This window comes from Zwartia hollandica (assembly GCF_019923725.1).
GTDB lineage: Bacteria > Pseudomonadota > Gammaproteobacteria > Burkholderiales > Burkholderiaceae_B > Zwartia > Zwartia hollandica.
This window is the reverse complement of sequence record NZ_JAHXRI010000004.1, coordinates 159,891-173,385: the sequence shown is the minus strand read 5'-3', so window position 1 is coordinate 173,385 and position 13,495 is coordinate 159,891. Positions and strand designations below refer to the sequence as shown.

The 13,495-nt window shown below is 53.6% G+C and carries 15 protein-coding genes; 7 read left to right on the top strand and 8 right to left on the bottom strand.

Features of this window, described 5'->3' with window-relative positions:
- On the top strand, nt 1-966 hold the full coding sequence (locus KZZ10_RS02865) for a M14 family metallopeptidase (RefSeq protein ID WP_259659993.1): 966 nt from the start codon (nt 1-3) through the stop codon (nt 964-966).
- Nucleotides 967-976: 10 nt separating this feature from the next.
- Here KZZ10_RS02865 and KZZ10_RS02860 read toward each other — a convergent pair whose 3' ends face one another.
- Nucleotides 977-1,957: a Bug family tripartite tricarboxylate transporter substrate binding protein gene (locus KZZ10_RS02860; protein WP_259659992.1), complete on the bottom strand. Its 981-nt coding sequence runs from the start codon at nt 1,955-1,957 to the stop codon at nt 977-979.
- Nucleotides 1,958-1,975: 18 nt separating this feature from the next.
- Nucleotides 1,976-2,926, bottom strand: a complete 951-nt coding sequence (gene trhO / locus KZZ10_RS02855; protein WP_259659991.1) for an oxygen-dependent tRNA uridine(34) hydroxylase TrhO — start codon at nt 2,924-2,926, stop codon at nt 1,976-1,978.
- Nucleotides 2,927-3,000: 74 nt separating this feature from the next.
- On the opposite strand from trhO, the gene KZZ10_RS02850 reads away from it, so the two are divergent.
- From KZZ10_RS02850 to KZZ10_RS02840, 3 genes are read left to right on the top strand one after another with little or no spacing between them, the layout of a single operon-like run.
- Entirely contained in the window at nt 3,001-3,960 is a 960-nt protein-coding gene (locus tag KZZ10_RS02850; RefSeq protein ID WP_259659990.1) for a Bug family tripartite tricarboxylate transporter substrate binding protein, read from the top strand.
- 15 nt (nt 3,961-3,975) lie between these two features.
- Nucleotides 3,976-4,353, top strand: coding sequence for a cupin domain-containing protein (locus tag KZZ10_RS02845; protein WP_259659989.1), 378 nt, complete (start codon nt 3,976-3,978; stop codon nt 4,351-4,353).
- A 54-nt stretch (nt 4,354-4,407) separates the two neighbouring features.
- Nucleotides 4,408-5,394: a Bug family tripartite tricarboxylate transporter substrate binding protein gene (locus tag KZZ10_RS02840; RefSeq protein ID WP_259659988.1), complete on the top strand. Its 987-nt coding sequence runs from the start codon at nt 4,408-4,410 to the stop codon at nt 5,392-5,394.
- 13 nt (nt 5,395-5,407) lie between these two features.
- Here the strand turns inward: KZZ10_RS02840 and KZZ10_RS02835 are convergent, their stop codons facing one another.
- Genes KZZ10_RS02835 through KZZ10_RS02825 form a run of 3 tightly spaced genes read right to left on the bottom strand, consistent with a single transcriptional unit; the run spans nt 5,408 to nt 7,609 of the window.
- Nucleotides 5,408-5,581: a hypothetical protein gene (locus KZZ10_RS02835; RefSeq protein ID WP_259659987.1), complete on the bottom strand. Its 174-nt coding sequence runs from the start codon at nt 5,579-5,581 to the stop codon at nt 5,408-5,410.
- Nucleotides 5,582-5,596: 15 nt separating this feature from the next.
- Nucleotides 5,597-6,670: a YeeE/YedE thiosulfate transporter family protein gene (locus tag KZZ10_RS02830; protein WP_259659986.1), complete on the bottom strand. Its 1,074-nt coding sequence runs from the start codon at nt 6,668-6,670 to the stop codon at nt 5,597-5,599.
- Between the two features lie 6 nt (nt 6,671-6,676).
- Nucleotides 6,677-7,609 (bottom strand): sulfurtransferase, encoded by a 933-nt coding sequence (locus KZZ10_RS02825; protein WP_259659985.1) that lies wholly within the window; start codon nt 7,607-7,609, stop codon nt 6,677-6,679.
- A 213-nt stretch (nt 7,610-7,822) separates the two neighbouring features.
- On the opposite strand from KZZ10_RS02825, the gene KZZ10_RS02820 reads away from it, so the two are divergent.
- Nucleotides 7,823-8,692, top strand: a complete 870-nt coding sequence (locus KZZ10_RS02820; RefSeq protein ID WP_259659984.1) for an NAD(P)-dependent oxidoreductase — start codon at nt 7,823-7,825, stop codon at nt 8,690-8,692.
- Nucleotides 8,689-10,038 (top strand): MATE family efflux transporter, encoded by a 1,350-nt coding sequence (locus tag KZZ10_RS02815; protein WP_259659983.1) that lies wholly within the window; start codon nt 8,689-8,691, stop codon nt 10,036-10,038. Before KZZ10_RS02820 ends, KZZ10_RS02815 begins: the two co-directional genes overlap by 4 nt.
- Nucleotides 10,039-10,048: 10 nt before the next feature.
- Here the strand turns inward: KZZ10_RS02815 and KZZ10_RS02810 are convergent, their stop codons facing one another.
- Nucleotides 10,049-11,014, bottom strand: coding sequence for a Bug family tripartite tricarboxylate transporter substrate binding protein (locus tag KZZ10_RS02810; RefSeq protein ID WP_259659982.1), 966 nt, complete (start codon nt 11,012-11,014; stop codon nt 10,049-10,051).
- A gap of 16 nt (nt 11,015-11,030) precedes the next feature.
- Between KZZ10_RS02810 and KZZ10_RS02805 the strand changes: the two genes are divergently transcribed.
- On the top strand, nt 11,031-11,822 hold the full coding sequence (locus tag KZZ10_RS02805; protein ID WP_259659981.1) for a maleate cis-trans isomerase family protein: 792 nt from the start codon (nt 11,031-11,033) through the stop codon (nt 11,820-11,822).
- Here KZZ10_RS02805 and KZZ10_RS02800 read toward each other — a convergent pair.
- Together KZZ10_RS02800 and KZZ10_RS02795 are read right to left on the bottom strand one after the other, a co-directional pair.
- Entirely contained in the window at nt 11,819-12,721 is a 903-nt protein-coding gene (locus KZZ10_RS02800; protein ID WP_259659980.1) for a polysaccharide deacetylase family protein, read from the bottom strand. The genes KZZ10_RS02805 and KZZ10_RS02800 overlap by 4 nt on opposite strands.
- 33 nt (nt 12,722-12,754) lie before the next feature.
- A complete protein-coding gene (locus KZZ10_RS02795; protein ID WP_259659979.1) occupies nt 12,755-13,495 on the bottom strand; it encodes an aspartate/glutamate racemase family protein in 741 nt (246 codons plus the stop codon).

Here is a 13,495-nt window from a genome sequence, read left to right as displayed (position 1 = left end):
ATGAAACGAACACATCCAGTTGAATTGCAAGCCCCAGACTTAAGCGCCTGGGAAAACTCAAACACAGACGTGCCCTACGTTTGGAGCTTCGACTCCGGCAAACCAGGTCCCCATGTCATGGTCCAAGCGTTGACGCACGGCAATGAGATTTGTGGCGCAATCGTGGTTGATTGGTTCATGCGGCAAAATATACGCCCCAACGTGGGACGACTCACAATTGCGTTCGCTAACATGTTGGCCTTCGCCAACTGGGATCCACTGAACCCCAGCAAAAGTCGTTTTGTAGACGAAGATTACAATCGCGTCTGGGGTGATGACGTATTGCTGGGCAGTCGTGATTCGGCTGAATTACGACGCGCTCGTGCGTTGCACCCATTCGTGGATGACTGTGATTACTTGCTAGATATCCACTCGATGTCAGAGCCGTGCGCCCCCATTATGGTGTGTGGCGCAACCGGACAAGGCGGCGAGAAAAGCGCAGCGCTTTCCAAGCTGCTTGGACTCCCAGAAAATCTGCTGATCGACACCGGGCACCCTGCTGGTCTGCGCATGATTGAGCGCGGCGGTTTTGGCAAGCCCAATGACTCGCGTACGGGTCTGCTGATTGAGTGCGGTCAGCACTGGGAGAAGTCATCGGTTGATGTTGCCAATGACTCTCTCTTACTGTTTCTCAAACACTTCGGTGTGATCGATGCGGCTTTCGCGCAAGCCCACTTACGGCAACCACTGCCAGCCAGACAACGCATCATCCGTGTGACAGAGGCCGTTGTCGCCAAATCCACAGCCTTCACCTTTAATAAAGCCTACACAGGCTTGGAAGTGATCGCAAAGAAAGGCGATTTGATTGCCACAGATGGGGATCAACGCATCGTTGCCCCCTACGACGACACCGTGCTTGTGATGCCGTCAACGTCCAACGTACGTGTAGGAGCAACCACCGTACGTTTTGGACGTTTCGAAGACTAAGTCCTACATCTTATTGCTGAACGGTAATCTTACGATCACGAATGATTTTGCCCCAGGTGTCTGATTCCTTGGCAATGTATTTTGCTAAGTCGTCACGCGAGCCTGGTGTCAGTGTCAAGCCTTTTTCAAGCAGCTCTTTTGACGTGACTGGATCAGTGATCACTTTAATCAATTCCTGATTCCAACGTTCAAGTATCGCGGGCGGTGTCTTGGCTGACGCGATGAAGGCATACCAGTTGTCCGCATCAAAGCCTGGATAACCGGACTCAGCGATTGTTGGGATCTCCGGAAATAACTCTGCACGCTTTGCGCTAGTCACTGCGATTGGAATCAACTTACCCGAGCGGATATGCGCGACCGACGAGGGTAACGCCGAGTAATAGACGGTCACGCGGTTACCAATCACGTCGACCGTCGCAGCGCCACCACCCTTGTAAGGTACGTGAACAATATCAACACCAGCACGCTGGTTAAACAACTCACCTTGCAAATGCGAGGCCGAACCGGCACCCGTCGAAGCAAAGGTCAACTTACCCGGCTCCTTTTTTGCGAGATCCACCAAGTCTTTCAACGTTTTAATACCCGATTCTGGAGAGACTAACAACACGTTCGGAAAGCTTCCACCCATGGCAAGCGGTGCGATATCCTTGACCGGATCGTAGGGAATCTTCATTAAATGGGAGGCGATAGACAACGGACCTATCGAACCTAGCATGATGACCGAACCATCGGCGGGCCCAGTCACAACGGTATTGGTCGCAATGTTGCCACCTGCACCCGGCTTGTTATCCACGACGACTTTAATACCCAGGTTCTCAGATAACTTTTTACCTATCACGCGCGCGGCGATGTCATTGGCACCCCCCGGAGGAAAGCCCACATACAGCGTGACCCCTTTGGAAGGCGGAAACTCCTGCGCTAAAGCCTGACTACCCATCAAACCTAAGGTTGCTGCAGCGGCAATAAGTGCCGTCAAAATATTTTTTTTCATTTTCATTCCAGTCTTAATTTATGGCTGTTGATGCATTGGCATCTTAGCGCCAATATGTTGCTTTTTCCTAGCGTCTGCCAACTCACACTGACGTTGCCGCTCGCGTGCAGTGCGCTTTTGCTCGGGTGTTGTACGATCAAAACACCTGGGGCAACTAACCCCGAGCTCGTACTTATCAGACTCAAAGGTGCCCTTCGGAAACGGTTGTCGGCAGCAGCGACATAAACGGCTTTCACCCCGTTCGAGGCCATGCTTGACTGCCACTCGCTCATCAAACACAAAACACTCACCCCGCCAGAGACTATTCTCTGGCGAGATGGTTTCGAGATATTTCAATATCCCGCCTTCAAGGTGATAAACCTCCTGGTAGCCTTTGGCACGCATCATCGCGGTCGACTTTTCACATCGTATGCCGCCGGTACAAAACATCGCAACTTTTGGGCGCTTGCCATCAACGACTTTTAATGCATCCGCCTCATCAACCCAAGCCGGCAACTGGGAAAACGTCTGTAGTCTTGGATCGATTGCTCGTTCGAAGGTACCAAGGTCAACTTCATAATCATTCCGAGTATCAATTAACACGACTTCTGGATCACTAATTAGCGCGTTCCAGTCCTCCGGCTTCACATAGGTTCCCGCCATCGTGGAAGGACTCACCTCAGGAACACCCGAGGTCACAATTTCTTTCTTCAGGCGAACGCGCATGCGACGGAAAGGGGGCAACTCTGACCAAGACTCCTTGTGCTGCAAGTCTGCAAACTTTGGGTCTGTGCGCAAATATGCGAGCACAGCCCGGATCGCATCCTCAGCCCCCGCAATCGTACTGTTAATCCCCTCTCGCGCAAGCAAAATGAGCCCCTTCACACCCTGCTGCTCACAGAACGCCAACAGCGGCTCTTTGCGCGACTCAACGTCCGGCAACTCGACAAATTTATAAAATGCGACTGTCAGAAATTTGTGTGGTTTCATATCGTTATTTTAAGCCTGACTGCGCTAAGAGTGCGTTAACATTTGTGCACGAAAGCTAAATCACGGAGACATACATGCATTTCATAAAAAAATGGGTCGGAATCGCAGCACTGGTTTGCTCAAGCGGTGCAATGGCGCAGAACTATCCCAACAAACCCATCACCCTGGTCATCCCTTTTGCTGCCGGTAGCGGCACAGATTTTGTAGCCCGCACGGTGGCACAAAAGCTTTCTGAGCGTCTAAAGCAACCCGTTGTCGTAGACAACAAAGCCGGCGCGAGCGCGCAAATTGCCGCTCAGTTCGTCGCGAAGGCAGCCCCCGACGGGTACACCTTGTTCATGACCACAAACACGTCGCATTCTGCCAACCCATGGATGTTTAAGACGCTGAACTACGATCCAATCAAGGATTTCACGCCAATCGTGCGTGTGGGCGAGCTCCCTTTTGCGCTCGCGATCAACCCAAAGATACCTGCTAAAACCTTACAAGAATTCATTGACTACGCAAAGAAGACACCAGGTAAGTTGGCTTATGCGACACCGAACAGCACATCACTGGTGGCAATGGAAACAATCAAAAATATCGCTGGTTTGGATATCGTAGGTGTCCCGTACAAAGCAAGCCCGCAGGCCATGACAGACCTCATCTCTGGTGAGGTGCAGGTCTATGTCGTCGACCTCGGCTCAGGCATGGCATCACTCAAATCAGATCGCGTCCGTTTATTGGCAGTGACAACCGCTAAAGGATCTCAAAGCTTTCCCGGCACGCCAGCGATCGCAAGTGTCGTCAAGGGCTTTGACTTAGTTTCCTGGAATGGCATATTCGGACCAGCCAATCTACCGCGCCCCATTGTCGACAAAATCAACACAGAGATGCAGGCCGTATTTGCAGACAAGGACTTCCAGGCAAAAATTGCTGCAACAGGTTTCGAGCTTGACCCAACAAAGACACCAGAAGAGTTTGCGAAATACGTCGACTTTCAACTCAAGCACTGGGGTGAAATGCTTCGCAACGCTGGCGTGAAACCACAGTAATAAATGTCCATAACCATGACTTCAAAATATCTCATCCGCGAAGATTCAGTTCAAGCCTACTCGCCCGCGAATCACCACGAAACCAGTAATCGCCGCTTGATTGGCGCTGATAATGTTGGCGCGAAGAACCTTGAGATGATTCTCGGCACCATCTCGCGTGGCGGTGGTGCGCTACCTCATGCACACCCTGGACTGGAGCAGGTTTGTTACTTGCTGCACGGCACTGCCCGTGTCGAGGTCAACGGTGAAGCTTTCGACATGGTTGCAGGCGACACTTGTTTTTTTCCTGCCGATGCGATGCATGTATTTTCAGTAACTAGCGACGAACCTGCTCGCGTGCTCGTGATTTACGGACCGCCTTATGGCGAACATCCTGATCGCGTGAGGCGGTAGCCGTGCAGACCAAGACCCCTTTTCTCTAACAATCTACCGACCTCGGGAGCACACATGTCTTCTCTGCTTACAAGCCCACTAAAACGCAAAATATTCAATGCGGTTAGCTGTGCGCTTTTGCTCACCAGCGCAACGAGTTTTGCCCAGAGTAACTCCATTAAGCTGATGGTAGGCTTCCCCCCAGGGGGTGGTACAGACGTTATTGCCCGTGTACTCGGTGAGCAGCTGAGCCAAGTACTTGGTACCCCAGTCGTTGTAGATAATCGCGCAGGAGCCGGCGGTCAAATTGCCGCGCAGGCACTCAAGGCGGCTCCCGCTGATGGCACGGTATTATTCTTATCGCATGATCACACCATATCAATCCTGCCTCTAGTCACCAAGGCACCCGGGTTTAAGCCAGACACTGACTTTGTACCCGTCGCGGGCTTCGCGACCTTTGCTAACGGTATCGCACTATCAGGCGCAGTACCTGACACCTCACTCGAACAATTTATCAAAGCGGTCCGTGAGCAGCGACAGGGCAAGGCCTCTATCGGAGTGCCCGCACCGAATTCTGTTCCAGAGTTTCTTGTCAAAGTATTAGCCGCACAATACAAGGTCGATCTAGTCTCAGTACCCTATCGCGGCAGCGCCCCCATGTTGGCGGATATGCTGGGGAATCAAATTCCGGCAGGGGTTGCTTCCGTACCAGACTTCATCGAGTTTCAAAAAGCCGGCAAGGTACGCATGGTGGCTGTAATGGGTTCTAAACGTCAGGACGTAATTCCAGACACGCCCACTTTTGCGGAGCTTGGCATTAAAGGATTTGAAGACCTACCCTACTACGGTATTTTTGCACCCAAGGGAACACCACCCGCTACCATTGAGCGCTTAGGTAACGCACTTGCAAAGGTGCTGGAGATGTCTCAGGTGAGACAACGCCTCGTGGCAATGGGGCTGACTGTGGAATACATGTCAAGCCAAGCACTCTCTCAACGTGAGAGCGCTTACACGAAGAATTGGGCACGTATCATTGAGGCGAGCGGGTTTAAAGCGCAGTAATTATCCCGAACGGTCATTTCGCAATTGCGCAATGACCGCCAACGGACGCCTTACCTGAACCCGCAGCGATCAGCGGTGGTTCATTGCGTAGGTCAATCGGTGCAGATACGACCGTGTCCCACGCAAGAAACAGCACCAAGACGCTCCAAAAGACCACGCTCAGTTTTGTGTTGGATACTTTCGTCATCTTAGTCACCTAAACCTAGAACTGATAGTGACGGCGAACTCTTATGCCGATCATCGTGCCCATCAAAGCGAGTGGCACCCAAATCCATCCGTGCACGCTGCCCGTAGAGATACCACTGAGCATCGCCCCGATATTGCAGCCGAATGCCAGCCTGGAGCTATAGCCCATTAAAAATCCTGCAAGCAATCCAACAGCCCACTGTTGAGTCGTCAAGGGCTGTGCTGCCGTCGTTGCCTTGGCAGAGATCCACAGAGCGCCACCCAAGATACCAATATTTGTAATGGAGGTGATGTCCATCAGCACAGACTCAGTCAAACGCTGAGCGTTACCGGCTTGGCTCCAAAACGCATTGGCGGTCGGGTCAAAAAAACCCGCCGCATTCACAATCTTTGCGGCCCACAAACCAAAGCCATAGACAACTCCCCAGGGCTGACCTGCGATCACAAGGTTAAGTGCAGCCAAGACAGCTAAGGCCACGGCGCCCAACAACCACTTGCGATCCCACCAAGCGCGTCCAGGTCCGACCCACGCGCGCACTAGCAAGCCAGCAACAAGCAAACCCGCGAGCGTGATGAGCAAAGCCTGGGAACCACCAAAAACGGCCACCAGACCAATCGGCTCGAGTTGCCCGAGACTTAACCAGTCACCCACGTGCACCGAACCTAAAAAGCTTCCAAACGCAAACAAAGGAAGGATGCCCATATTGAGGGGTATCCCCAGACCCGCCTTGTATAAGGTGCCTGAGCCACAGCCATCCGCGATTTGCATGGTTAAGCCAAACACAAAAGCGCCAATCAATAAGCTGACGCTGGGTGGCCCCAGGGCTGCGGTGAGCTCAGGGTACTGGGAAAGAAGAGGCAAACATAAGACCGAGGCAAGCGCCAACAACACGAGTTGACCAGTCACTCCACGTGGATCACGCTGCTCAAGGAGCTGCCGCCATCCCGTCGTAAAACCAAAACGGGCGCCCGCCAGTGCGGCACCCATTCCAATCCCAACCAAGAACAAAACCGCCTGCCGAATTGAGACACTTAGTGCTAAGTAAACAAAAAAAGCGAGAAGCGCAAAACTCAGTGGCAGACGTTTCATACAAAATTACTTCGAGGTGTAGAGCTGAAAATCAATTAACAACTGTCTAACACGATTAGGCACGTTATCCATCGGCAAGGGACTGTCTGAGCGCGTCCAGTCCACCATCGAACCAGCATACAACTTCACGTTCTTTTGCCCAACGAGTTCTGACATGACAAACCAGTTTGTCGCCGCCCAGTGCCCAGTGTTACAGAACGAGATCGTCTCGGTATCGTCTTTCAAAGGAGTTGCTGCGGCAAGTTTCTTGGCTTCACTCGCCGACACAACCAATGAGCTCTTTGGCTCGAACCAGGTGGAGTGCTCAACGTTTACCGCGCCCTTAAGTGTGCCGGGTGTCTTTGCGACTTGGTGACGTGTTGAACCATCATAAAAAGCTGCTGGACGCGCATCAACCAGCAACGTCTTACCGGTTTTGGTGCTGTTGATCACGTCCTCACGCGTTGCAATCATGCTTTGATCGATCTTTGGGGAGAACGTGCTGGGCTGTACGCTCACGGGTTGGTTATCTAACGATAATCCCGCTGCCTGCCATGCTTTGAGTCCCCCATTCAAGACCGACAGGTTTTTGACACCCAGTACCTTGAGTGTCCAATACACCCGAGCAGCCGCACCGAAGTCCGTATCGTTTGCGCCGCTAGACACCACGATCACGTGGGTGTCAGGCGTGATACCCAAACGCTGCACATTCGCGGCAAGTTTTTCCACGCTCGGTAGCTCGCCTGGATTGGATTCAGGACCGCGCCATGACCCATACGGCGCATTTAATGCACCAGGGATGTGATTCGCAGCGTAGGACTTCGGATCGCGAATATCCAATACTCGCGTCTTCGCGTCCGCTTGTGCAGCTTTTACCGCTTGAGGATTGAGCAAGGGCTCTGCTGCCCAGACAGAAAAAGAGGCAAACAATGCCATGACGGCTAATGCAATTTTTTTCATTTTTTGGCTGCTACATAGGGGAAATTAAAAAACAGTGTGTCGATTGTGCCCATAAAACAACTTGCACAAAAGGATATTTTTATCATCTTCTTATAACCAAAAGAAATATAAGCACAAACGGTTTAAAAAAGTCTGTTTCCTATACTTTCTCGCTTGCTCACCCTACTAACCCTACTATCATCTTGGTTTACCTGATCGCTTTGAGAGACTGCTATGAAGATCGCATTTATTGGCCTGGGACGAATGGGTTGGCATATGGCAGCACATCTGCAGCGTGCGGGTCACACCTTATCTGTCTACGACACCTCACCCACCTTGCCCGCAGACTGGGCGAAGGCCTTTGGCGGCCACGCAGCCGCATCGATTGCCGAAGCGGTCATACGTGCAGAGCTCGTGATGACCTCCTTACCTGCCGATGCGGCGCTCTCCGCCGTCTGGGAACTAGCCCAACCCACCCTGGCACCCGGCGCCATCTGGGTTGACCACTCAACCACCTCAGCTGAAATCGCCAGACGCTTGGCCAAAATCGCTGCTGCTGAAGGACGCCACTTTATTGACGCACCCGTCTCGGGCGGTACGGTCGGAGCAGAGAAAGGCACCTTGGCCATCATGGCTGGCGCAGACCCCGTTGCCTGGAAGGTCGTCGAACCCGTCATGGCCGCCTACGCTCAGCGCTGCTCCTTGATCGGCGAGCCAGGAGCGGGGCAGCTCACCAAAATGTCTAACCAAATATGTGTTGCCGGCATTGGCCAAGCACTGGCAGAAGGTCTTGCTTTTGCCGAGCATAACGGACTCGATCCGCGCAAGGTCCTGGACGTCATGCTCAAAGGCTCGTCGACCTCCTGGATGATGGAAAACCGCGCTGAGACCATGATTGAGGGAAAGTTTGATTTTGGTTTCTCAACGACCCTAATGCGTAAAGACCTAGGCTTGGTCATGGACGAAGCACGCCGTGCGGATGTGTCGCTCCCTGTCACGGGACTGGTTGCACAACTTCTGTCGGACGTATCGGCCATGGGCCTCGAGAACGCAGATTGGTGCAGCCTGATGCAACGACAGCGCCGCGTGCAATCCGGCAAATGAGTAAGCGTGATGCCCGCCTGCAGGCAATGCTGAGCGGGCCAATCTTTTTGACGCTGCTTGGGCTTGCCTGGCCCAATCTGTTAATGATGGTGGCCCAATCCAGCACCGTCTTACTGGAGACCTGGTTCATCTCACACCTAGGTGTTGACGCCTTAGCGGGTGCGGCGCTAGTCATGCCCATCCTTATGCTGATGCAAAGCATGTCACAAGGCGCCATGGGTGGCGGGATCTCTGCCGCAGTGGCGCGCGCACTCGGCGCGGGTGATCAGGCACTTGCCAATCGCCTGGTGCTTCATGCCGTTGTCTTAACCGCTGGGCTTGGTGTGCTCTGTTCAGCCACACTGTGGATCTTTCGCGAACCCGTGTTCACGTTAATGGGTGCAAGTGGCGCTGCCTTAGAGGCAGCAATGACGTATTCGGGCATTGCCTACTGCGCGTTAACGTTGATGTGGATCATGAACGCGTTAGCCAGCGCAATTCGGGGCACGGGCAACATGATGATCCCGGGCGCTGTCATCTGTGGTGGTGCCATTGCGCTGGTGCCTGTTTCGGCTGGCCTCATCTTTGGCTGGGGCCCCGTGCCAGCCCTAGGCATTGCAGGAGCGGGCTGGGCACTGATGATTTATTTCGGTGTTGGCTGCGCGATTCTTCTTTGGTATTGCGTAAGCGGTAGAAGTCTCGCTCGGCTCGAGCTCGGCAGCATATCGTGGGCCCCCATGCGCAACATCCTTGGCGTAGGTGGCTTTGCAATAATCAACCCGCTGCTCACCAATGGCTTGATTGCCTCCACGACGGCACTGATCGGTGCGTATGCTGGAACAATCGCCTTGGCAGGCTACGGCACGGCGGCCAGACTCGAATATCTGATTTTTCCCGTTGCCTTCGGCATCGGTGCACCACTCGTTGCAATGGTGGCCTCGAACCTTGGTGCAGGCCAACCGGAGCGCGCGCTGCGCATCGCATTAACGGGTGGTGCCATGGCCTTTGTCGTGGCAGAAATCATTGGCCTGAGTGCTGCATTTTGGCCCTACGCCTGGATGAATCTCTTTGGCACCGAACCAGCAATGGTCGAAACAGGCGTGATCTACCTACAAATCGTCGGACCAGTCTTCGGATTCTTTGGTCTAGGCTTCACGCTTTATTTTGCATCGCAGGGCGCACGCAAGCTCGTCTGGCCCTTGGCAGCAGGTGGGGTTCGAATCGCGATCGCAGTACTGGGCGGCTGGTGGGTGCTCCACTTGGGTGGGTCACTCACCTGGTTCTATGCCATCTCTGCGATCGCCATGTTTCTTTACGGCGCAATCATCCTTTACGCAGTGGCCATGGGGACATGGTTTAAAAAGTAGCGCGCGCGAATCATTGCAAGGAGATCTTGTTCGCTTTCACAACCTCGCGCCACTGATCGATGTCCGCCGCAATCACTTTGCCGTACGCTGACGCCGTGGTTCCCTCAGGCTCCAAGCCGCTCTCACGTAACTTTGCTGCGATCGCGGGAATTTTTAGAATACGAATCATCTCTTGCTCGACCCGTGTAATGACCTGACTGGGTGTTCCAACCGGGGCCATCAGCCCCCACCAGGGATTCACCTCAAACCCTGGTAGCGCCTCAGCGACCGTGGGCACTGCAGGAAAAATGCTAGAGCGTTTGAGCGTGGTCACCGCAATGGGTCGTAGTCGACCGGCATCAATGTGTGGCTTGGCCAGAGAGATATTCACAATCCCGATATCGACTTGTTTACCTAGCAAGTTGGTAATGACGGGTGCAGCCCCCTTAAACGGAACATGCAATAAATCTAACTTACCCTTAAGCGCGAGTAGTTCGCCCGCTAGATGCGTCGTACTGCCGGGGCCGACCGAGCCATAGCTCACTTTGCCGGGATTAGCGCGCGCGTAGTCCATCAGCTCCTGCAAGGTCTTGGCGGGAAAATCGGGATGTGCGAGGATCACAAGCGGCCCCGACACCAATTGCGTGATCGGAACAAAGACTTTTAGTGGATCGGCTGTGGTCGCGGGATACAACACCGGATTCATCGCGATCGGCCCAAGGTTTGCAATCAGTATCGTGTAACCATCCGGTGCCGCTTTGGCAACGACGTTCGACGCCAGTGTGCCGTTGGCGCCCGCCTGGCTTTCAACTATGATGGGTTGCCCAAGTGACTGCGCCAACTGATCAAACATCGGCCGGGCCACTGTGTCCCCAAAGCCACCCGGAGCGTACGGATTGATCAAACGAATGGGTTTGGAAGGCCAGGTTTGGGCCGTAGCTGTGGCAGCCAGCAGTGCACCGAGCGCAGCGACCGTACACATAATTATTTTTTTCATTTCGAGAGTCTCCTAAATGCCTACATTAACCGATGAAGTCGAATACGGCGCCCGAGGAACCTTAGGGTTACTCGTACCTCAAGCCAACACAACGGCCGAACCAGAGGTGCAGGCACTGCTTGATACGGATATTGCCCTACTGACTGGGCGTCTGACAAGCCCGCAACCAGAAATGAAGGAACGGCTCGAAGACTTCTTGACGGGCATCGATGGATTTGTATCAACATTCTCTAACGCACCACTCAGTGGTCTGGGCTTCCTGATTACCGGCTCAACCTATCACCTCACGCCTGAGCAAGAAGATGCACATTTCGCTGCGTTAAGCACACGTTATGGGTATCCAGTGGTCTCGGCGGCACAATCAATTCGCAGAGCTTTCGCATGCCTTAATGCAAAGCGAATCGGGTTGGTGAGCCCCTACCCTGACTGGTTGACACAAAAAAGTGCGACGTACTGGAAACGCTGTGGTGTAGAGATTTGCGCCATCGACGGGCCTGAAACACCAGGTGGATTTCACAACATTTACACCATGCGCAATGCGTCAGTACTGGATGCTGCGAAGCGACTACTCGTGCACAAGCCAGACCTCATCTTGCTAGCGGGCGCAGGTATGCCCACTCTCGGTCCGATCATGACATTGTCTGATTTAGGAATGCCCGCGATCTCTTCAAATTTCTGTATGGCTTGGCAAATCAATCAGATGGCTAAAGGTGCCGAAGATGACACGACAGCACTGCATAAGCTACTAAAGCCTAACGCCGCCTGGCGCGCTAGACTCATTGAACGGTTCCCGCGCGTCAAACCCTAGCGAACTGGGTGATGCGATAGCCAGTGTTGCGCAATAGATGTACGAGTCGTCGTCCAAATACGCGCATCACTGCGGACAAAGTTAAGAATGTCATGCAACGCCTGCACCCGCCCAGGCCTGCCAATAATGCGCAGATGTAGCCCAACGGTCAGCATCGACTGAGACTGCCACTTGTCACCCTCGTACAGTAGGCGCTTAAGCGTCTCGATCACATAGTTTGAAAAATCGCGCCCCTGTACAAAGGCGGGAGACTCACCAAAAAAACGCATGTCATTGGTATCAAACTGATACGGCAAGACGAGTGCCTGTCCCTGCCCGATGGGGGCCCAATAAGGTAGCTCGTCGTTGTAGGCGTCACTGTCATACAGCAGACCAAGTTCGCACGCGAGTTCGCGCGTGTTGACCGTTGGCGTTGATTTGCAATGCCAGCCTGTGGGTCGCACCCCACTCGCAAGCTCGATCGCATCCAAAGTTTTGAGCATCATGGCACGCTCTTGAGTTCTATTCATGCCAGCCGGCGATTGCCAGAGCCAACCATGCGCACAAACATCATGGCCGCGGCCGACGGCCTCTTTTAACAACGCTGGGGTGCGCTCTGCCACGCGTCCGCACACGTTTAGGGTACAGGGCAGACCAGCTTCATCAAACTCACGCAATACGCGCCAGTAGGCTGTTCGCAAGCCAAACTCAAAATGCGACTCCCGACACAAATCCGGTTCGGTCGTGACCTTGCTAGTGACCTCATGCATAGGCTCGTTAGATGCATCACCATCAGCGAGACTCAACTCCGCGCCCTCTTCTACGTTGAGCACAAAGTTCAGCGCAACGCTTGCACCACCAGGCCATTGTGCCTGTGGACGTTGGTCTCGGTACCCATACAAATCTCTACGATCCATCATGCGCTCCTCATGACCTCTACGCTTGTCTGATTGCTATTTATATAACGCGGCAATATCAGGATCGATTCCAGAAAATAGTCGACCCTTCGGGCGTGCGAAGCTTCCACTAACCTGCTTAGCCGGCCGCATTCTCGCCAACGTCAGCGCTTGTAGTGCGGCGGCTTGAGCCGGATCAACAACAGGAACGCCAACCGCTGTTGAGACTTGTCGTGCGTAGCCAGCAAGCACCGCACCGCACAGAATAATGACGTCTGAACCATCCTGTTGCACCAATTGCTTTGAGGCTTCAATCAAAGCTCGCTCGACTACTGGATCGGCATCCGTCACTTTAAAAGCACTAGGCACCTCTATCGCACGCCATTTTGATACGCGCGAGGACAAGCCGTAACTAGCAGTCAGTTCTTCATAGACCGGCACCATCGCAGCACCAAGCGTTAAACAACCGATTTTCCCACCCAACATACTAGCCGTGAGCAGTGCAGCCTCCGCCATTCCCACCACCGGGATATCCAACATCTCTCGCAGCGCTTGCAGGCCCGTGTCAATCGACACTCCAAGCATGAGTGCATCATGCCCGTCCTGATGACACGCCGCTAATCGGAGCATCTCGGCCAAAGCAATCGCATTCTCTGAACGACTACTAATAATCGCCGGGCCCGATTGCGCGGTAAAGGCATGAATTGTCGCCGCCTCACCCACAGCCTGCTGGGCGTTGGCTCGCATGCGCTCGGTCACATGCTGGCTCGTATTTGGATTAATCAAAAGGATTTTCAT